The sequence below is a fragment of the Alloyangia pacifica genome (assembly GCF_900116195.1).
Taxonomy (GTDB): Bacteria; Pseudomonadota; Alphaproteobacteria; order Rhodobacterales; family Rhodobacteraceae; genus Salipiger; species Salipiger pacificus.
On the sequence record NZ_FOZW01000006.1, the window covers coordinates 330686 to 349733 of the forward strand.

At 67.1% G+C, this 19048-nt stretch carries 17 protein-coding genes, 1 tRNA gene and 1 riboswitch; of the genes, 6 read left to right on the plus strand and 12 right to left on the minus strand.

Going from position 1 to position 19048, the window contains the following annotated elements:
- Position 1: 1 nt before the first annotated feature.
- From BM397_RS14840 to BM397_RS14855, 4 genes are all read right to left on the minus strand, one after another.
- A complete protein-coding gene (locus tag BM397_RS14840; protein WP_245696069.1) occupies positions 2-418 on the minus strand; it encodes a hypothetical protein in 417 nt (138 codons plus the stop codon).
- Positions 419-816: 398 nt separating this feature from the next.
- Positions 817-901: transfer RNA gene (locus tag BM397_RS14845), tRNA-Leu, on the minus strand.
- Positions 902-948: 47 nt separating this feature from the next.
- Entirely contained in the window at positions 949-1614 is a 666-nt protein-coding gene (locus tag BM397_RS14850) for an META domain-containing protein (protein ID WP_092424856.1), read from the minus strand.
- 53 nt (positions 1615-1667) lie between these two features.
- Positions 1668-2147: an Lrp/AsnC family transcriptional regulator gene (locus tag BM397_RS14855; protein WP_092425481.1), complete on the minus strand. Its 480-nt coding sequence runs from the start codon at positions 2145-2147 to the stop codon at positions 1668-1670.
- Between the two features lie 105 nt (positions 2148-2252).
- On the opposite strand from BM397_RS14855, the gene putA reads away from it, so the two are divergent.
- Positions 2253-5681: a bifunctional proline dehydrogenase/L-glutamate gamma-semialdehyde dehydrogenase PutA gene (gene putA / locus BM397_RS14860; protein ID WP_092424854.1), complete on the plus strand. Its 3429-nt coding sequence runs from the start codon at positions 2253-2255 to the stop codon at positions 5679-5681.
- A gap of 221 nt (positions 5682-5902) precedes the next feature.
- Positions 5903-7780: a methyl-accepting chemotaxis protein gene (locus tag BM397_RS14865; RefSeq protein WP_092424852.1), complete on the plus strand. Its 1878-nt coding sequence runs from the start codon at positions 5903-5905 to the stop codon at positions 7778-7780.
- Between the two features lie 203 nt (positions 7781-7983).
- Here the strand turns inward: BM397_RS14865 and aroC are convergent, their stop codons facing one another.
- Positions 7984-9084: a chorismate synthase gene (aroC, locus tag BM397_RS14870; RefSeq protein WP_092424850.1), complete on the minus strand. Its 1101-nt coding sequence runs from the start codon at positions 9082-9084 to the stop codon at positions 7984-7986.
- A gap of 193 nt (positions 9085-9277) precedes the next feature.
- Positions 9278-9387, plus strand: a riboswitch (TPP riboswitch).
- A 49-nt stretch (positions 9388-9436) separates the two neighbouring features.
- Here aroC and BM397_RS14875 point away from each other — a divergent pair.
- From BM397_RS14875 to BM397_RS14885, 3 genes are read left to right on the plus strand one after another with little or no spacing between them, the layout of a single operon-like run.
- A complete protein-coding gene (locus tag BM397_RS14875) occupies positions 9437-10417 on the plus strand; it encodes a thiamine ABC transporter substrate-binding protein (protein WP_092424848.1) in 981 nt (326 codons plus the stop codon).
- Positions 10393-11922: a thiamine/thiamine pyrophosphate ABC transporter permease ThiP gene (locus BM397_RS14880; RefSeq protein ID WP_092424846.1), complete on the plus strand. Its 1530-nt coding sequence runs from the start codon at positions 10393-10395 to the stop codon at positions 11920-11922. Before BM397_RS14875 ends, BM397_RS14880 begins: the two co-directional genes overlap by 25 nt.
- Entirely contained in the window at positions 11909-12607 is a 699-nt protein-coding gene (locus tag BM397_RS14885; RefSeq protein WP_092424844.1) for a thiamine ABC transporter ATP-binding protein, read from the plus strand. The genes BM397_RS14880 and BM397_RS14885 overlap by 14 nt, the downstream gene beginning before the upstream one ends.
- A 112-nt stretch (positions 12608-12719) precedes the next feature.
- Here BM397_RS14885 and BM397_RS14890 read toward each other — a convergent pair whose 3' ends face one another.
- The 3 genes from BM397_RS14890 to petA are packed head-to-tail and all read right to left on the minus strand — an operon-like array spanning position 12720 to position 15459.
- Positions 12720-13508, minus strand: a complete 789-nt coding sequence (locus tag BM397_RS14890) for a cytochrome c1 (protein WP_092424842.1) — start codon at positions 13506-13508, stop codon at positions 12720-12722.
- A 19-nt stretch (positions 13509-13527) separates the two neighbouring features.
- Complete coding sequence (petB, locus tag BM397_RS14895) at positions 13528-14871, minus strand: cytochrome b (protein ID WP_092424840.1); 1344 nt, start codon at positions 14869-14871, stop codon at positions 13528-13530.
- Positions 14872-14883: 12 nt separating this feature from the next.
- The gene (gene petA, locus BM397_RS14900) at positions 14884-15459 is read right to left on the minus strand and encodes a ubiquinol-cytochrome c reductase iron-sulfur subunit (RefSeq protein WP_092424838.1); all 576 of its coding nucleotides are present in this window, start codon (positions 15457-15459) and stop codon (positions 14884-14886) included.
- Between the two features lie 241 nt (positions 15460-15700).
- Between petA and BM397_RS14905 the strand changes: the two genes are divergently transcribed.
- Positions 15701-16363 carry an outer membrane protein gene (locus BM397_RS14905; protein ID WP_092424836.1) on the plus strand — a complete coding sequence of 221 codons (663 nt, stop codon included), beginning with the start codon at positions 15701-15703 and terminating at the stop codon, positions 16361-16363.
- A 78-nt stretch (positions 16364-16441) separates the two neighbouring features.
- Here BM397_RS14905 and BM397_RS14910 read toward each other — a convergent pair whose 3' ends face one another.
- From BM397_RS14910 to BM397_RS14925, 4 genes are all read right to left on the minus strand, one after another.
- Positions 16442-16735, minus strand: coding sequence for an alkylphosphonate utilization protein (locus BM397_RS14910; protein WP_092424834.1), 294 nt, complete (start codon positions 16733-16735; stop codon positions 16442-16444).
- Between the two features lie 14 nt (positions 16736-16749).
- On the minus strand, positions 16750-17520 hold the full coding sequence (pssA, locus tag BM397_RS14915; RefSeq protein ID WP_092424832.1) for a CDP-diacylglycerol--serine O-phosphatidyltransferase: 771 nt from the start codon (positions 17518-17520) through the stop codon (positions 16750-16752).
- A complete protein-coding gene (locus BM397_RS14920; protein WP_092424830.1) occupies positions 17513-18199 on the minus strand; it encodes a phosphatidylserine decarboxylase in 687 nt (228 codons plus the stop codon). The genes pssA and BM397_RS14920 overlap by 8 nt, the downstream gene beginning before the upstream one ends.
- A gap of 100 nt (positions 18200-18299) precedes the next feature.
- Positions 18300-18905: a glutathione S-transferase gene (locus BM397_RS14925; protein WP_092424828.1), complete on the minus strand. Its 606-nt coding sequence runs from the start codon at positions 18903-18905 to the stop codon at positions 18300-18302.
- Positions 18906-19048 lie beyond the last annotated feature (143 nt).

Genomic DNA, 19048 nt, shown 5'->3' on the forward strand with positions numbered 1-19048 from the left:
GTCAGCCCTCCCCGTCACGGTGGTGGAAGGTCGGTTCGGTCGCCTTGGCCTCGGCGATCTCCTCCTCGACCGGGCGCCCCGCGAGACGCGCCAGCGAGCGCGCGATGGATTGCAGTGGCGAGAGCATGTCCGGAAACTGGAAGCCCGCGACCAGCACCGCCGCAACCCAGAACAGGTTGTTGTGGGTGAACAGGGCAAGCAGCGCGAGGATGCCGACAATCTGCAGCTGTGGGTGGCTGGATTTATGCGCCATCCGCTCTGGGATGGAATGCAGCGTCAGGTAGATGACGCCCAGACCGATGATGAGCGCGATACCGAAAATCGTCATCGCCGTGAACAAAACATCACTGCCATCGGCGCCGGCCACGTATCCGGGAATGTGGTCCGGGGCCAACGGGTGGATCGACTCTTCCGCCACCGCCAACTCCATAATTTTCAAACAATTCACAAACGATAGCCAGATTCGCGCCGGATCCGTTAACCTTTTTTCCTCGCCGCCAGAGGGCCCCTTTTTCCGCGGGGCTCCTCGCCGGGCCCACTTCCGAGGTCGCCGCGCTTCTCGGATGGACCACAGCCCAACCGAGAACCCCCTCCGAGAGCCATGCGGATCTGCCGCGGACCCTCAAGGTGAGCGGGCAGCAGAAGCGTCACCCTGAACTAGGCCTCCGGTGCAGGACGCCCCCCGCATCCGATCGCCGCCCCCTTCGGCCCCGGGCCCTTCGGAAATGGCGCGCGGTGCCTGTAGACCTTGGGGAATATCAGGAAGATGGCCGCTATCGGCAGCCCGAGGCGCAAGCGCAGATGCGACCTGAAGTTTGGTACCCGCGGCCGGACTCGAACCGGCACGCCGTGAAGGCTAGGGATTTTAAGTCCCCTGTGTCTACCATTCCACCACGCGGGCCCGTGCCCTCTGTGCCGCATCCAGACGCGCTTGGCCAGTCTTTGCTGTCAGTGTGTTGCGGTGAGCCGCGTCACGTCACCTGCCCGCAATTCCAGCTCGCCCTCCGCGGAAAACCCGATGCTGGTCAGCTCCTGCATGGCCGCGAGCAAGGCCTCTCCGCGCGCCGCGTCTTCTGCCGGACAGCCGTCGGCGCGAGACGCGTCAACCGCAAGCGTCAGGGCTCCGGCCTCTGGTGCGGCCCAGCTGCCCGTCAGCCTGTCGCAGCCGGCCTGCCCGGAGAGCGTCCCGTCTGCCTCGAACGTGAGCTCGGCAGGCGTCGCCTCGATCTGTGCCCCGTCGAGGCGCACCATCTGCCATTGCGTTTCCGTGACACGCGACACACGGTCGACCCGGCATCCTTTCAGGTCCTGCCCGGCGATCCGCACCATGGCCTCGTCGCCCTTGGTCCAGACGTGGGTTTCCGGATCGTCGATCGAATCGAACTTCACGCCGGACGCGCTGCGCGCCCGCGCCATCGGCATCTCGGCACCGCTGAAGAAGAGCCTGCCGCTCTCGCCCTGCAACGTCAGCGCCAGCGTCGCGTCGGCGCAGGACAGCCCGATGTGCACCGGCAGCCTGCCTTCGGCGTTTTCCGCAGCGCTTTCCGCGGTGTTTTCCGCGACTGACGGCCCCGCTGCCACGAGAAATATTGAAAGAATCCAACGGGTCACCATGCCAACACTCCTTTTCTCCCGGTGCGCCCGGGACCGAGGCGGCGCGGCTGTCGTCAGTCAGCGATCTCCGCCAGACCGTCCTCTTTCACCGCCTGCATGGCGACATAGGTCGACGTGGTCGAGACATGCGGCAGCGTCGAAAGCTTTTCGGCCAGAACCCGCCGGTAGCTGCGCATGTCCGAGGTCCTCACCTTTAGAAGATAGTCGAAATTTCCGGCAATCAAATGCACTTGCTCAATTTCAGGGATCGCGGTGACCGCCTTGTTGAAGGCTTCGAGCGAAGTTTCGCGCGTGTCGGACATGCGGACCTCGACAAAGGCCACGTGATCGAGGCCAAGTTGGATGGGGTCGAGAATCGCGCGGTAGCCACGGATCACCCCCAAGTCCTCGAGCCGACGAAGACGCGCCTGCGTCGGGCTTTTCGACAGGCCGATGCGCTTTGCCAGTTCGGTGATCGAGAGCCGCCCCTCCTCGGCCAGGGTGGTGAGAATCGCACGGTCGAAGCGGTCAAACTCGTCCGTGACGTTTTGCATCGTGACTTCCATCATTTTAAGAGAACCCGCCTTTCAAAAATACCATCTTCAGGAAAATGGACTTTGGAACCTGAGATAGCATAGGGCAAACGTCTGGAGACCACCATGCCTTACGACACCCTTTCCGACCTGCGCGCCGAGATGGATGCCGCAACCTACGCCGATGAGGCGAAAACCATTGCCCGCCTGCGCGATCTCGCCGCCCTGACCGAGGGCGATCGGGCGCGGATCAATGCCAAGGGCGCCGATCTGGTCCGCGCTATCCGCTCCAGCGCCAAGCCAGGGCTTATGGAGGTCTTCCTCGCCGAATACGGCCTGTCGACCGACGAGGGCATCGCCCTGATGTGCCTTGCCGAGGCGCTGCTGCGCGTTCCCGACGCCGAGACCATCGACGCGCTGATCGAGGACAAGATCGCCCCCTCCGACTGGGGCAAGCACATGGGCCGCTCGACCTCGCCGCTGGTCAACGCCTCGACCTGGGCCCTGTTGCTGACCGGCAAGGTGCTCGACCCGAACCAGCGCCCCGGTCCGGTCGGCCACCTGCGCTCGGCCGTGCGCCGTCTCGGCGAGCCGGTGATCCGCAAGGCCGTCGGCCGCGCGATGAAGGAGATGGGCGCGCAGTTCGTGCTGGGCGAGACCATCCAGAGCGCCATGAAGCGTGGCGCACAGCAGGAAGCCAAGGGCTACACCTACAGCTACGACATGCTGGGCGAAGCCGCCCGCACCGAGCCCGACGCCCTGCGCTACTTCAAGGCCTATGCCGATGCGATCAAGGCGATCGGCACGGCCGCCAAGAAGAACGACCTGCGCGACAACCCCGGGATCTCGGTGAAGCTGTCGGCGCTCTACGCGCGCTACGAAGAGGGCCAGCACGACGACGTCATGCGCGTGCTCGTGCCGCGCCTCGTCGAGCTCTGCGAGATGGCGGCCAAGGCGAAGATCGGCCTCAACATCGACGCCGAGGAGGCCGACCGCCTCGCCATCTCGCTCGACGTGATCGAGGCGGCGCTGGCCGCGCCCTCGCTGGCAGGCTGGGACGGCTTCGGCGTGGTGGTGCAAGCCTACGGCAAGCGCGCCAGCCAGACCCTCGACTGGCTCTATGCCACCGCACAGCGGCTCGACCGCAAGATCATGGTGCGCCTCGTGAAGGGTGCCTATTGGGACATGGAGATCAAGCGCGCGCAGGTCATGGGCCTGACCGACTTCCCGGTCTTCACCGCCAAGCACAACACCGACATTTCCTACATCGCCAACGCCCGCAAGCTGCTCGGCATGACCGACCGCATCTACCCGCAGTTCGCCGGACACAACGCCCACACGGTGGCGGCGATCCTCGAGATGGCAGGCGATGACCGCGACAGCTTCGAGTTCCAGCGCCTGCACGGCATGGGCGAGCGGCTGCACGAGATCGTGCACGAGCAGGAAAAGACCCGCTGCCGCATCTACGCGCCCGTCGGCGCGCACCGCGACCTGCTGGCCTATCTCGTCCGCCGCCTGCTGGAGAACGGTGCCAACAGCTCCTTCGTCAACCAGATCGTCGACGAAAGCGTGCCGCCCGAGACCGTCGCGGCCGATCCGTTCTCGGCCGAGGACTCGCGCAGCCTCGCCCGCGGCCCCGAGCTGTTCCAGCCCGAGCGCGCCAACTCCGAGGGCTTCGACCTGACCGACCGCCCGACCATCGAGCGCGTCGAGAGCGCCCGCGCGCCCTTCGAGAGCACCATCTGGAAAGCCCGCCCGCTGCTCGCCGTGGAGGCCCCCGCGGGCACGACCGAAGACGTGCTGGATCCCGCGACCCTCGCCAAGACCGGCGAGATCACCTGGGCGAGCGCCGAGACCGTGGCCGCCGCCGCGGGCGCTGCCCAGCCCTGGGCCGCCACCCCGCAGGAGCGGGCCGCGATCCTGAACAAGGCCGCCGATCTCTACGAGGCGAACTTCGGCGAGTTCTTCGCCCTGCTCGCCCGTGAGGCCGGCAAGACCCAGCTCGACGCCGTGGCCGAGCTGCGCGAGGCGGTGGACTTCCTGCGCTACTACGCGGCCCGCACCGAAGGTGCCGCGCCGCAGGGCGTCTTTGCCTGCATCAGCCCGTGGAACTTCCCGCTGGCGATCTTCACCGGCCAGCTCTCCGCCGCGCTGGCGGCCGGCAACGCCGTGCTCGCCAAACCGGCCGAGCAGACCTCGCTGATCGCCTTCCGCGCCGTCGAACTGCTGCACGAGGCCGGCGTGCCCGCCTCTGCCCTGCAACTGCTGCCCGGCGCCGGCGACGTGGGTGCCGCGCTGACCTCGAACCCCGCGGTGAAAGGCGTCGCCTTCACCGGCTCCACCGAGACCGCGCAGATCATCCACCGCTCGATCGCCAAGCACCTGGCGCCCGGCACGCCCTTCATCGCCGAGACCGGCGGTCTCAACGCGATGATCGTCGACAGCACCGCCCTGCCCGAGCAGGCAGTCCGCGCCATCGTCGAGTCGGCCTTCCAGTCGGCGGGCCAGCGCTGCTCGGCCCTGCGCTGCCTCTACGTGCAGGAGGACATCGCCCCGCACTTCACCGAAATGCTGAAAGGCGCCATGGACGTGCTGAAGCCGGGCACCCCCTGGCACCTCTCGACCGACCTCGGCCCGGTGATCGACGCCGAGGCCAAGGAAGGCATCGCCCGACATGTCGAGACAGCCCGCGCCGAGGGCCGCCTGATGCATGAGATTGCCATCCCCGCGGAGGGCCATTTCGTCGCCCCGACGCTGATCAAGGTCGGCGGCATCGACGATCTGGAGCGCGAGATCTTCGGCCCCGTGCTGCACCTTGCCACCTTCAAGTCGTCCGAGCTCGACGCGGTGATCGATGCGATCAACGCCCGCGGCTACGGTCTCACCTTCGGCCTGCAGACCCGTATCGACGACCGCGTGCAGCACGTCACCGAGCGCGTCCACGCCGGCAACATCTACGTCAACCGCAACCAGATCGGCGCCATCGTCGGCAGCCAGCCCTTTGGCGGCGAGGGGCTCTCGGGCACCGGCCCCAAGGCAGGCGGTCCGCTCTACGTCGACCGCTTCCGCGCCCATCCCGCTCCGCAGGACGGCACGGCCTGGAGCACCGAAGAGGTTCCGGCGCGGATCGAGCAGGCACTGGCGAACGCCGGGCGCGCACCGCAACCCGAGCGCCGCGACCTGCCCGGCCCGACCGGCGAGGCCAACCAGTACATGACGCTGGCGCGCGAGCCGGTGCTCTGCATGGGTCCGGGACAGGACGCCGCCGAGGCGCAGGCCGAGGCGATCCGCACGCTCGGTGGCGTGGCGGTCACCGCGCATGGCAAGGTCGCGCCGGACACGCTGGCCACTCTGGCAGGCATCTCGGCGGCGCTCTGGTGGGGCGATGCGGAACAGGCCGCGGCCTACCGCCGCGCGCTGGCGGGACGCGAGGGCCCGATCCTGTCGCTCATCACCGGCGCGCCGGACAAGGGCCACGCCCGCGCCGAGCGTCACGTCTGCATCGACACCACGGCCTCGGGCGGCAATGCGGCGCTGCTCGGCGGCAACATGTAACGGGCGGCAAGAAGCGCGCGCCCTGCCCCGCGCGGGCCACCCGATGCACCAAGGCGCCCCCGCAAGTCTCTGCGGGGGCGCCGGCTTTTTGCCCCTTGCCTCACGGAAATCTGCACCGAAATCGCTGCGATTTCCCCGCGCACGAAGAGTTTGTTTACCCCCCGCTGCTAGCGAAGGCATGTCCGGCGCGCACCGCGCCATGTCTCGAGCAGGAATGGGTCATGAGCAGGTTCTCTATCCGCGTACAATTGCTTGTCCTTGGATCGGTCTTCATGTTGCTGACGCTGTCCCTCGCCGTGGCATCGGGCGTCATCCAGATGCGCATGTCGAACAGCCTGGATTTCGGAAATGATCTCCGGCGGCAGAGTACTGTGCTGAACACCATACAGTCCCAGATCGATCACTCCGGCCTAGCGATCCTCCATTACGAACATGGCGGGCTGGGGCCGCTCGACGAGCTGCGCACCAATCTGCTGGCCGTGCAGACCCTGGTGGACGAAAATGCCGATGCCTTCATGACCCCCGCCTCGGCCGAGGCCAGACGCCCCGAGTTCCTGACCCGGCTGCAGGCGGTCGCGGCGCTGGCAAAGGGGCTGGTTCCGCAAATCGAAACGCTGACGATCCCGGGCTTCACGATCTTCGAGCGCGACAGTCACATCAGTTCCGTCCTGCTGCCGGCGATCGACAAGGCCCGGACCGAGGTGACCGCCATGCGCGAGGAGCTCCACCTCTCCGCCGGCCGCGCAGAGGACCTCGCGAGCGAGGCTGTCGACACCGGCTTTCTCATGCTGGTCGGGGCGAATGCGGTGGCCGTGGTCCTCTCGCTGGTCTGCGTCCTCGGTTTCGGAAAGCTCCTCGCCCGCCCCTTCCAGACCGCGGCAGGCTCGGTCCAGCGGATCGCCCAGGGCGAATACGCCACCGAGATCGAGGGGCAGGCGCGCGGCGACGAGGCGGGGTCCATCGCCCGCAACCTCGAAGAGCTGCGCAACCGGCTGCTGCGGGCCGAAGAAGGCGCTGCGCAGGAACGCGCCGCCAACGATCGGCGGCTAGCCCTCTTCCGATCGCTGGGCGCCGCCATGGGCAACCTCGCGCGTGGAGATAGCGGCCACAGGCTCGACGCCGAGGAATGGCGCAGCCTCGACGAGAGCGCGGTGCGCCTGTGCGAGGATTTCAACGCCCTGTCAGAGGGTATCAGCGCATTGGTCAGCTCGCTACGCGCCTCCGCCGACACGGTGCAGCGCAACTCCAAGGAACTGTCCTCCATGTCCCGCGACATGTCTCGGCGTTCCGAGGTACAGGCCGCCACGCTCGAGGAATCCGCCGCCGCGCTGGAACAGCTGTCCTCCAGCGTGCGCGCCGCCGCCGACCGCGCCGAGGATGCCGACCGCCGCGTCGGCGAGGGCCGGCGGCGGGCCGAAGAGGGCGGCGCGGTAATGGAAAAGGCGCTGTCGGCCATGGGCTCCATCGCCGCCTCCTCGGACCAGATCACCCAAATCATCGGGGTGATCGACGACATCGCCTTCCAGACCAATCTGCTCGCCCTCAATGCCGGGGTAGAGGCCGCGCGCGCCGGGGAATCCGGCAAGGGCTTCTCGGTCGTCGCCTCCGAGGTCCGCTCACTCGCCCAGCGCGCGTCCGAATCCGCCCGGGAGATCAAGGCGCTGGTCTCCAACAGCTCGCAACAGGTCAAGGATGGCGGCCAGCTGGTCGAACAAACCGGGACAGCCCTGTCGGACATCGTCCGCAATGTCAGCGAGGTATCCGACCTGGTCGCCGAGATCGCCACGGCAGCCAAGGAACAGGCGGCGGGCCTGCAGGAAATAAACGTCGGTGTCGCGGAACTCGACAAGGTCACCCAGCAGAACGCCGCGATGGTCGGTGAAACCAGCACCGCCAGCGACCAGCTCAACAGCGAGGCCGATCGCCTTCTGTCGCAGCTCAACCGTTTCACCGGCACAAGCGACGCCGACAGCTCCGAGGTCACGCCGCTGGCCGTCCCGATCGAGGCTTTCGAGCCGGCCCCGCCTTCGACACCCCCCGCGACGGCGCCCGCGCCCCGCGCCGCGGTCGGCGACGACGTAAGCTGGGAAGAGTTCTGACCCCACCCCCATGGGCCCCGCAGCGCCACATGCCGCCAGCGGTCGCGCGGCAAGCATGCGCCGTCGCATGCTACTCTGTTGCTGGACGACCCTATCGGCCCTGCGGCGTTGCGCGCCCGTCATGACACCCGATCGCGCCATGTGAGGTACACCACACGCCAGCAGAGCAGATGGTGCAGCGGCGCGCCAGCGTCAGAGAGCGGTCAGCCAATATGGCCGCGGTTCGCTCCGATCTGACCGCGGTGCAGCAGCAAGTGGTCGAGGATCACGCAGGCCATCATCGCCTCGCCCACCGGCACCGCCCGGATGCCGACGCAGGGATCATGCCGGCCCTTGGTGACGATCTCGGTCTCCTCGCCGGTCACGGTCAGCGTCTTGCGGGGCGTCAGGATCGACGAGGTTGGTTTCACCGCGAAGCGCACCACAACGTCCTGCCCGGTGGAAATACCGCCCAGAATGCCGCCCGCGTGGTTCGAGCTGTAGACCGGCCCGTCCGGCCCCATGGTGATCTCGTCGGCATTCTCGGTACCGGTCAGCATCGCCGCCGCCATACCCTCGCCGATCTCTACGGCCTTCACCGCGTTGATCGACATCATCGCCGCCGCCAAGTCGGTGTCGAGCTTGCCGTAGATCGGCGCGCCCAGCCCCGCCGGGACCCCCCGAGCCGTGACCTCGATCACCGCGCCGACGCTGTCGCCGGACTTGCGCAGGCTGTCGAGGTAATCCGCCCAGCCCTCCGCAGCTTCGGCATCCGGGCACCAGAAGGGGTTGCGCGCGATCTCGTCCCAGTCGAAGCGCGCCCGATCAATGCCCCGCGGCCCCATCTGCACCATGTAGCCGGTGATCTGCAGGTTCGGTGCCAACTCGGCCAGCGCCGCCCGCGCCAGGCCGCCCGCGGCCACCCGCGCTGCGGTTTCGCGCGCCGAGGAACGGCCGCCGCCACGGTAGTCGCGGATGCCGTACTTCTGGAAATAGGTGATGTCGGCATGGCCCGGGCGGAACTTTGCGGCGATCTCGGAATAATCCTTGGACCGCTGGTCGGTGTTCTCGATCATCAGCTGCACCGGGGTGCCGGTGGTCTGCCCCTCGAAGACCCCCGAGAGAATCCGCACCGCGTCGGGCTCGCGCCGCTGGGTGGTATACTTGTTCTGCCCCGGCTTGCGCAGGTCGAGCCAGCGCTGCAGCGCCGCCTCGTCGACCGGCACGCCCGGCGGGCAGCCATCCACAGTGGCACCAAGCGCCGGCCCGTGGCTCTCGCCCCAGGTGGTGACGCGGAAGAGATGGCCGAAGGTGTTGAGGCTCATGGTCGGGTCTCCTGTGTCGTGCCGTCCGGGTGAATGCTTGCCGGGGTCCGCCGCGCGGGCCCGCCTTTCAGGCCAGTCTGTTATGGCAGCACGGCCCCTGCCTCAAGGGAATTGTCTCGCCCCCGGGGCGCTTGCAACGCAACTGCGCCCCGAGCAAATCACCTTGCCAGAGACCGCCTCCCCGGCTAGGTCTTGCGCTACCTCGGGGTGCCGCGCCGCGCAAGCGCCGGCTGAGATGCAATTCGCGAACCCGTTGAACCTGACCCGGTTAACACCGGCGGAGGGAAGGTCACGGCCCGGAGCTCAGCCCAGCGGCCCATCTTGCCCTCTCGCCGCAAATTTGGAGGATGCCATGAAGGCGATCACCTTTGCAGCGGGATGTCTCTTTGCCAGCTCGGCGCTGGCGCAAGAGAATGTCCTCACCGTCTACGCCGGCGACTATGTCGTCTCGGAATGGGGCCCCGGCCCGAAGATCGAGGAGATGTTCGAGGCGCGCTGCGGCTGCGACCTGCAATTCAAGCCCGGCGACCTGCTGCCGCGCCTGCTGCTCGAGGGTGAGCGAACCGAGGCCGACGTGGTCTTTGGCCTCAACACCGATGTCACCAAGAAGGCGCGCGAGAGCGGCCTCTTCGCGCCGCATGGGGTCGATCTCTCGCCGCTCACGCTGCCGATCGACTGGACCGACGACACCTTCCTTCCGTACAACTACGGCGAGACGGCCTTCATCTACGACACCACGCGCCTACCCGAGCCACCCACCAGCTTCGACGCGCTGCTCGATGCGCCGGACGATCTGAAGATCGTCATCCAGGACCCCCGCAGCTCGATCTCGGGCCTCGCCATGGCGCTCTGGGTCGAGGCGGTCTACGGCGACGAGGCCGAGGAGGCCTGGCGCAAGCTGGCACCGAAGATCCTGACGGTCACCAAGGGCTGGTCGGAAAGCTACGGCCTCTTCACCGACGGCGAAGCCGACATGGTGCTGAGCTACACCACCTCGCCTGCCTATCACATCATCGCCGAGGACGATCACACCAAGAAGGCGCTGATCTTCCCCGAGGGGAACTACTTCATGGTCGAATTGGCCGCCAAGGTCGCAACGACCGACCAGCCCGAGCTGGCGCAGCAGTTCATGGACTTCATCCTGACCCCTGAGTTCCAGCAGATGATCGCCACCGGCAACTGGTCCTTCCCCGCCGCCCTGCCGCATGAGCAGTGGCCCGAGGGCTTCAAGGAGCTCGAGCTGCCGAGCAAGGTCCTGTTCTACTCCGAGGACGAGGCCGCCGCGCTGCGCGACGGGGCCATCGAGGCATGGCGTCGCGGCCTGTCGCAGTAAGCGCCGCGATCGCCGCCGCCGGGCTGATACTTGCCCTGGTGCTCGGCCCGGTGGTGGCGGTGCTGACCCGCGCCGGAGGCTGGGGCACGCTCGGCCCCGGTGACTGGCAGGCGCTGCGCTTCACGCTCTTGCAGTCGCTGCTGTCGGCGTTCTTCTCGGTCGTCCTGGCGATCCCCGTCGCCCGCGCGTTGGCGCGGCGACGCTTTGTAGGGCGCGGTCTGCTCATTTCGCTGCTCGGCGCGCCCTTCATCCTGCCGACCATCGTGGCGGTGCTGGGGCTGATCGCGGTCTTCGGCCAGAACGGCTTGGTCAACGAAGCGCTGAGGGCGCTCGGCCTGCCGGGCTTCAGCATCTACGGGCTGCACGGCGTGGTTCTCGCGCATGTCTTCTTCAACCTGCCGCTGGCAACCCGGCTGCTGTTGCAAGGCTGGCTGGCGATCCCCGCCGAGCGATTCCGCCTCGCCGCCTCGCTCGGGCTTTCGCCCCGGGCCATGTTCCGCACGCTCGAGGCACCCATGCTTCTGCGCATCGCGCCGGGGGCCTTCGCGGTAATCTTCGTCATCTGTCTGTCGAGCTTTGCAGTGGCCCTGACGCTGGGCGGCGGGCCGCGCGCAACGACGGTGGAACTGGCGATCTACCAGGCGGTGCGCTTCGATTTCGACCTCGGTCGCGCGGCGCTGCTCTCGGTGATCCAGCTCTGCCTCGCGCTGGCCGCCGGGCTGGTGGCGCTGCGACTCGGCACCGGCGGCGGGTTCGGCGCGGGACTCGACCGGATGGTGACCCGCTGGGACGGGCGCGTGGGCCTGCCACGCATCATGGACGCCGCATGGATCGCCCTCGCCGCGCTCTTCCTGCTGACCCCGCTCGGCATGGTCGTCGCACGCGGCCTGCCGGGGCTGGCGCAGCTTGGCGCCGGCAGTTGGGAGGCCGCGTGGAACTCGCTGACCGTGGCGCTCGCCTCAACCCTGCTCTGCCTCGCCTGGGCGCTGCCGCTCTCCACCCGCTGGGGCGAATGGGTGGGGCTGGTCGGGCTCGCGGTCTCGCCGCTGGTGCTGGGCACCGGGCTATTCCTTATCGTGCGCCCCTTCGCCAACCCGCTGTCGCTCGCGCTACCGGTCACCACCCTGGTCAACGCTCTGGTCGCCCTGCCCTTCGCCCTGCGCATCCTGCGCCCCGAAGCCGAGGCGGTGCGCGCCGATTACGCGCGTCTGGCGATGGCGCTGGGGCTGACGCCTCTGGCCTGGCTCCGGCTGGTGCTACTGCCGCGCCTGCGCCGCCCGCTGGGATTTGCCGCCGGGCTGACGGCGGCGCTGTCGATCGGCGACCTGGGGGTCATCGCGCTCTTTGCCGACCCGGAACGGGCGACGCTGCCGCTGCAGGTCTACCGGCTCATGGGGTCCTACCAGATGGAGGCGGCGGCGGGGGCGGCACTGCTGCTGCTGATCTTCAGCTTCGGGGCCTTCTGGCTCTGCGACCGGGGAGGCCGCGCCAATGTTGACGCTTGAAAAGCTACGCTACACCGAGGGCGACTACAGCCTATCTGCCGACCTGACCTTGCCGCCCGGTCGCCGAGTCGCGATCATCGGCCCCTCGGGCGCAGGCAAGTCGACCCTGCTCGATCTGGTCGCCGGGTTCTTGACGCCTCGGGCGGGCCGCGTTCTCTGGCAAGGGCGGGACATGACCGCCACACCGCCCGACAAGCGCCCGGTGGCCATGCTGTTCCAGCAGAACAACCTCTTCCCGCATCTGAGCCTCGCCCGGAACCTCGGCCTCGCCCTGCGCCCCGGCGGCGGACGACTGACGGCAGAGGAGACGCACAAGGTCGAGCAGGCGCTCGAGCGCGTCGGCCTCGGCGGCCTTTCCGCGCGCAAACCCGGCGCGCTCTCGGGCGGGCAACAGAGCCGTGCGGCGCTGGCGCGGGTCCTGCTGCAGGCCAGGCCGATCCTCGCGCTCGACGAGCCCTTTGCCGCGCTGGGGCCGGCGCTGAAAGTCCAGATGCTGGACCTTGTGCAGGAGGTGGCAGGCGAGCTTGGCGCGCTGGTGCTGCTGGTCAGCCACGACCCGCAGGATGCGCGCCGCTTCGCCGGGGAGACGGTGCTGGTTGCCGAAGGTGTGGCGCATCCTCCGGTAGACACACAGGAGCTGTTCGACAGCCCCCCCGAGGCGCTGCGGGCGTACCTGGGCCAATAGCGCAGCGCTCGCCCGGCAGCCCTCGGCCCGGATTCCCGGCGCTGCAAATATCTCCCGAAAAGCAAAAGGCCCCGCCAAATGGCGGGGCCTTCTATTTCGCATCAAACCAAGATCACTCCGGCTTGTGCTTGATCGGGCGCCAGATGCGCTTGTTGGTCAGATAGAGCAGCACCGACAGCAGGGTCAGGAACAGCACCCCGACGAAACCCGCGTGCTTGCGCGCCATCATCTTCGGCTCGGCGGTCCACATCAGGAAGGCCGCGACGTCCTGCGCCTCATGGTGCAGCTCGTTCGAGTGACCGTCGGCGAACTCCACGTCCTCACCGGCAAGCGGCGGGGCCATGGCGATCCAGCCGGTCGAGAAGGCATGGTTCTCGTAGAAGGTGGTGCCCGCTTCGACCTTGGTCTCGCCGGTGTAGCCGGTGAGGATCGAGGCGATGTATTCGGCGCCGCCCATGCCGTTGAACAGCTGCGACAGGCCGGTGCCATAGGGACCGTGGAAGCCCGCGCGCGCCTTGGCCATCAGCGACAGGTCGGGCGCGCCGACGCCGTTGTTTTCGGGGAAGTGGTCGGTCGGGATCGCCGGGCGCGTGTCTTCCAGCTCGGCGTCATAGACCTCGAAGTTCTGCGCAGCATAGGCGCGCACCTGGTCCTCGGGCAGGCCGGGGCCGCCCTCGTCACCCAGGGTGCGCAGCGGCACGAACTTCAGACCGTGACAGGCGGAGCAGACCTCGGTGAAGATCTGCAGACCGCGCTGCAGCTGCGCCTGGTCGTAGGCCCCGAAGGGACCTTCGAAGGAGAAGTCGAAGTCCTCGACGTGGCCACCCTCGCCGGCAGCGAAGGCGCTGCCGGAGAAGAGACCCAGGGCCGCGACGGCGGAAAGGGCAAGTTTCTTGAACATGACTCTTGTGTCCTTTCTCTTACTCGGCCGGCTTGGGCGCGGTCGCGCCGTCGTCCGAGCCCGTGCCGTAATGCGCCTCGAAGTCTTCCTCGATGGTCGCCGGCTGCGGCAGCGGCTTCTCGATCACGCCGAGCAGCGGCAGGATCACGAAGAAGTAGCCGAACCAGTAGGCCGCCCCGATCAGCGAGAAGCTGGCGTAGGGCTCTTCGGCCGGCATGGCACCGAGCCACATCAGCGCGATGAAGTCGATCACCAGCAGCCAGAACCACCACTTGAACTGCGGACGGTACTTGCCCGAGCGCACCGAGGAGGTATCGAGCCAGGGCGCCAGCGCCATGGCGATGATCGCGCCGAACATGGCCAGCACGCCGAAGAACTTGGCGTCGACGATGCCGCCCGTGAGGAACGAGGCGATCTGCACGACCCAGACTTCCGAGGTGAAGGCACGCAGGATGGCGTAGAACGGCAGGAAGTACCATTCCGGCACGATGTGCGCCGGCGTCGCCAGCGGGTTCGCCTCGACGTAGTTGTCGGGGTGGCCGAGGTAGTTCGGCATGAAGCCGACGATGGCGAAGAACACCGCGAGGATCACCGCCAGGGCGAAGAGGTCCTTGATCACGTAGTAGGGCCAGAACGGAACGGTGTCCTTCTCGGCATCCGCCTTCGATGTGCGACGCACTTCGACACCGGTCGGGTTGTTGTTGCCCGTGGTGTGGAAGGCCCAGATGTGCACGGCAACGAGGGCCGCGATCACGAAGGGCAGCAGGTAGTGCAGCGAGAAGAAGCGGTTCAGCGTGGCGTTGTCCACCGCCGGTCCGCCCAGCAGCCAGGTCTGGATCGGCTCGCCGATGAAGGGGATCGCGCCGAACAGGCCGGTGATCACCGTCGCACCCCAGAAGGACATCTGCCCCCAAGGAAGCACGTAGCCCATGAAGGCGGTGCCCATCATCGCGAGGTAGATCAGCATGCCGATGATCCAGGTGATCTCGCGCGGGGCCTTGTACGAGCCGTAGTAGAGGCCGCGGAAGATGTGCGCGTAGACCGCCACGAAGAACAGCGATGCGCCGTTGGCGTGCAGGTAGCGCAGCATGAAGCCGCCGTTCACGTCGCGCATGATGTGCTCGACCGAGGCGAAGGCCAGGTCGACGTGCGGCGTGTAGTGCATCACCAGGACGATGCCGGTGATGATCTGCAGCGCCAGGCAGAAGGTGAGCACGATGCCCCAGATCCACATCCAGTTCAGGTTCTTGGGCGTGGGGATCATGATGGTGTCGTAAAGAAGACCGACGATCGGCAGGCGCTTGTGCACCCAGCGTTCGCCACCGGTCTTCGGTTCGTAATGGTCGTGCGGAATACCAGCCATGGACGCCTCCCCTTATCCCAGCAGGACCGTGGTCTCTTCCACGAAGGAAGCCACGGGAACGTGAAGGTTCTGCGGCGCCGGCCCCTTGCGGATGCGTCCTGCCGTATCGTAATGCGACCCGTGACAGGGGCAGAACCACCCCCCGACGCCGCCCGCGGTGAAATCACCGGCATTGCCCAGAGGCACGCAGCCCAGATGCGTACAGACGCCCATCATCACCAGCCATTCACCGGCCTCGTCGAGGGTGCGGTTGGCATCGGACGCGTCGGCGCCGGCGGCGACGTTCTCGTTGCGGGCATCGGAATCGACGAGCTGGTCCATGGTGACCGCGCGCGCTTCCTCGATTTCCGCTTCGGTGCGGCGGCGAATGAACACCGGCTTACCAAGCCACTTCACCGTGAGCTGGGTGCCGGTCTCCACTCCGGACACGTCAACTCGAATGGTGCTCAGGGCCCGGACGTCGGCCGACGGGTTCATCTGGTTGACCAGCGGCCAGACGGCCGCGCCAGTGGCGACAACGCCGGCACCGCCGGTGGCATAGAAGAGAAAATCTCTTCGGGTGCCTTCGTGATCTTCTGCTTGTGACACGGGGTCTTCTCCATTCCTCATTGACCGGGTTCGCGGCCGGTCGACACGCAGATAAGGCCGCGCCAGAACGCAGCATTTCCGTCAGTTGTAATATCGGTACACCCTACGTCCGTAAAGCAAACATAACAGCGACATTGACGGGAGTGCCGATGTGTCGCGGTTGAAACGCTGTCCCGACCGAAGATATTAGGCAGTTAACACCAAATTCTCTGGAAGAAGTTTCCCCAATGGAGCCAAGGAAATGAAACATCTGATTCTGCCAACCGCGCTGTTCGTTTCCGGTCTTGCCGGTGCCGCCGCGGCACAGGACTTCGAAGCATCGGTCTACACCGGCTGGCAGACTGCGCCGCACAGCCGCATCACCGGCGACATGCCCGGCACCGGCGACGACTTCGACGAGCTGATCGGATGGGAAGGCAAATCCTTCGAGATGCCCCCCTACTGGGGCCTGCGCGGCACCTGGTGGCAGACCGACACCTTCGGCTGGGCGCTCGAGTTCACCCACGCCAAGGTCTACGCCAACGAGGACGATCGCGATGACGCCGGCTTCGAGACGCTGGAATTCACCGACGGCATCAACATCCTGACCGTCAACGCCATGCAACGCTGGCCCGAGCACTGGGGCAAGCTGACCCCCTTCGTCGGCGCCGGTTTGGGCATCGCGGTGCCGCACGTCGAGGTGGCCACCACCAACGGCACGGACGACACTTTCGAATACCAGTACACCGGCCCCTCGGCGCGCCTGCTGGCGGGCATGAGCTATCCGATCAACGACACTTGGTCGGTCTATGGCGAGTACCAGTTCACCTATTCCTGGGTGAATGCGGACCTCGATCAGGGCGGCACGCTGGAAACCGACATCAAGACCAACGCGCTGAACGTCGGCGTCTCGATGAAGTTCTGAGGCACCCCGCCCCGCCGAAACGACAAAGCGCTCCCCTCGGGGAGCGCTTTTCATTTACCGGTAGGGCAGTTGCCCGCCTTAGCGCTTCTTCACGAACTCGGTGCGCAGCACCAGGCCCTTGATGGAATCGTGGCGGCAATCGATCTCTTCGGGGTTCGCCGTCAACCGGATCGAACGGATCACCGTGCCCTGCTTCAGCGTCTGGCCGGCACCCTTGACCTTGAGGTCCTTGACCAGCACCACCTGGTCGCCGTCGGCCAGCAGGTTGCCCGCCGCGTCACGCACCTCGACCGTGGCCTCGGCCACCACCTCGGAGGCGGGCTTCCACTCGCCGCTCGCCTCGTCATAGACCCACTCTTCGTCTGTGGCCATCCCGGCCTCCTTGCTCACTTGGACGCGCTACCGCGCATCCGCTTCTTCGGAAGCATGACAACCACCGCGACCAGATAGGCTGCGCAGAAGAGCGCCAGGGTGATCCACGCGTAGGTCAGCACCGCCGCTCCCAGAAAGGCGACACCGACCAGCACGTATTTCACGTTCTGCCGCGAGATGCGGGTGGTCTTGAACGACCAGGTCGGAATGCGGCTGATCATCGCGAGCCCGGCCAGGACCAGCCAGGCCGCAAGCACGAGGTCCGGGAACAGCGGTCCGGCCCCGAGACCGAAGCTCAGGTACATCGGCAGCATTGCCAGCAAAGCCCCAGCAGGCGATGGCACGCCGGTGAAATAGGCGTTGTCGTGGTCCTTGTCCTCGGACTTGCGCATGACGTTGAACCGCGCGAGGCGCACCACGGCGCAAACCGCGAAGACCAGCACCGCGATCCAACCGAAGTTGCGGCTGTCCTCCAGCGCCCAGTTGTACAGCAGCAGCCCCGGCGCCACGCCGAAGTTGAGGAAATCGGCGAGGCTGTCGAGCTCGGCGCCCATGCCGCTCTCGGACTTCAGCGCGCGCGCCAGACGCCCGTCGAGCCCGTCGAGTACCGCCGCCAGCAGGATCAGCTGCACCGCCAGCTCGTAGGAACCCTGCAGGCCGAAGCGGATCGCCGTCAGCCCGGCGCAGATGGCCACCACGGTCAGCACGTTGGGCAGGAGCTGGATCAGCGTCACCTTGTCGGTGGCGCGGGGCTTCGGGTCCTCGATCGGCTGCTCGTCACTCATTCGGCGGGCTCCCAATGTCTGCAGTCAGGTCGGCGATGATGCTCTCGCCCGCGATCATCGTCTGGCCGATGGCGACGCGCGGCTCCACCCCTTCGGGCAGGTAGACGTCGAGACGCGAGCCGAAACGGATCAGGCCGAAGCGGTCGCCGCGGTTCAGACGGTCCCCCTCCTTGACCCACCACATGATGCGGCGCGCCACGAGGCCCGCGATCTGCACCACCGCGATCTCGCGCCCGTCCTCGAGGCGGATGCGCAGCGCGTTGCGCTCATTGTCCACCGACGCCTTGTCGAGCGAGGCGTTGAAGAACTTGCCGGGCCGGTAGGCCACCGAGACGATCTCGCCGGTCACCGGGGTGCGGTTCACGTGGCAGTTGAACACCGACATAAAGACCGAAACGCGGGTCAACGCCACGTCGGGCATGCCCAGCTCGGCCGGCGGCACGGCGGGTTCGATCAGCGAGACCACGCCGTCGGCGGGCGAGACCAGCAGGCCGGGGCGCTGCGGCACCACGCGCTCGGGGTCGCGGAAGAAGTAGTAGCACCAGACGGTCAGGCCGACGCCGATCCAGCCCAGCGGGTCCCAGATCAGGAACAACACCACGGTGATCGCGGCGAAGATGCCGACGAACTTGCGCCCTTCGGGGTGCATCGGCTTGATGAAGGTGTCGCGCATCCGCATGGAAAAAGTCCTTCCGGGCTTGGAATTCGTGGGGTGCTCGCAGCTAAGCCGAAGCGGCCCCACGTGCAAGGGTTTTGGGTCTGGGACCGCTCGAAGGCGCTCAGGACGTCGGGTCGGTGGCCACCATCGAGTCGCGTTTTGCAAAATCGTCGTACCACGCCGCCAGCGCAGGACGACCCACACGCCACTTGCGCGCGTCGTGGCGGAAATCGAGATAGCCCAGCGCGCAGGCCACGGCGATATGTCCCATGTCCATGCGCCCGGCCAGATGGCTCATCCAGCGGGTCTCGAGCACATCGAGCGCCCGCGCCACCTTGCCCCATTGCCCTTCGATCCACTCCATCGAAACCATCTCGCGGGCGCGAAAGCGCTCTTCGTAGACGATCAGCACGGCGGCATCCATGATCCCGTCCGCGGTCGCCTCGAGCGTCAGCGTGTCCCAGATGCGGCTCTCGGGATAGAGGCCCCCTTCGGCCCGGGCATCAAGATAGCGGCAGATCACCCGGCTGTCGTAGAGCGTCGGCCCATCGGGGCGTACCAGCGCCGGGATCTTGCCCACGGGATTGGCGGCGATCAGCGCCGGATCGGGGGTCACCGGCGAGGCGGCGACCTCGACCATCTCGACCTCGCCGTACTGGCCGGTCTCATGCAGGGTGACGAGCACCTTGCGAACAAAGGGCGACGGCCCGGCCTGCAGAAGTTTCATCGCGGCTCTCCTTGCGCGGTTGTCGCGAGGGAGCCTAGCGCGCTGGCAGGGAAAGGAAAACAGGCAGTGGCGAGGGTGGCAAACCCCGGCCCACGACGCGCCGGGCAAACAGAGGTTTTCCAGCCGGAAACGCAAAACGGGGG

Coding starts and splice junctions, on each gene's coding strand:
- pssA (WP_092424832.1), bottom strand. CDS start 17,520: ATGAGTGACGAGCAGCCGATCGAGGACCCGAAGCCCCGCGCCACCGAC.
- BM397_RS14885 (WP_092424844.1), top strand. CDS start 11,909: ATGTTGACGCTTGAAAAGCTACGCTACACCGAGGGCGACTACAGCCTA.
- putA (WP_092424854.1), top strand. CDS start 2,253: ATGCCTTACGACACCCTTTCCGACCTGCGCGCCGAGATGGATGCCGCA.
- aroC (WP_092424850.1), bottom strand. CDS start 9,084: ATGAGCCTCAACACCTTCGGCCATCTCTTCCGCGTCACCACCTGGGGC.
- BM397_RS14855 (WP_092425481.1), bottom strand. CDS start 2,147: ATGCAAAACGTCACGGACGAGTTTGACCGCTTCGACCGTGCGATTCTC.
- BM397_RS14905 (WP_092424836.1), top strand. CDS start 15,701: ATGAAACATCTGATTCTGCCAACCGCGCTGTTCGTTTCCGGTCTTGCC.
- BM397_RS14925 (WP_092424828.1), bottom strand. CDS start 18,905: ATGAAACTTCTGCAGGCCGGGCCGTCGCCCTTTGTTCGCAAGGTGCTC.
- BM397_RS14875 (WP_092424848.1), top strand. CDS start 9,437: ATGAAGGCGATCACCTTTGCAGCGGGATGTCTCTTTGCCAGCTCGGCG.
- petB (WP_092424840.1), bottom strand. CDS start 14,871: ATGGCTGGTATTCCGCACGACCATTACGAACCGAAGACCGGTGGCGAA.
- BM397_RS14920 (WP_092424830.1), bottom strand. CDS start 18,199: ATGCGGATGCGCGACACCTTCATCAAGCCGATGCACCCCGAAGGGCGC.
- BM397_RS14880 (WP_092424846.1), top strand. CDS start 10,393: ATGGCGTCGCGGCCTGTCGCAGTAAGCGCCGCGATCGCCGCCGCCGGG.
- BM397_RS14865 (WP_092424852.1), top strand. CDS start 5,903: ATGAGCAGGTTCTCTATCCGCGTACAATTGCTTGTCCTTGGATCGGTC.
- BM397_RS14910 (WP_092424834.1), bottom strand. CDS start 16,735: ATGGCCACAGACGAAGAGTGGGTCTATGACGAGGCGAGCGGCGAGTGG.
- BM397_RS14850 (WP_092424856.1), bottom strand. CDS start 1,614: ATGGTGACCCGTTGGATTCTTTCAATATTTCTCGTGGCAGCGGGGCCG.
- BM397_RS14890 (WP_092424842.1), bottom strand. CDS start 13,508: ATGTTCAAGAAACTTGCCCTTTCCGCCGTCGCGGCCCTGGGTCTCTTC.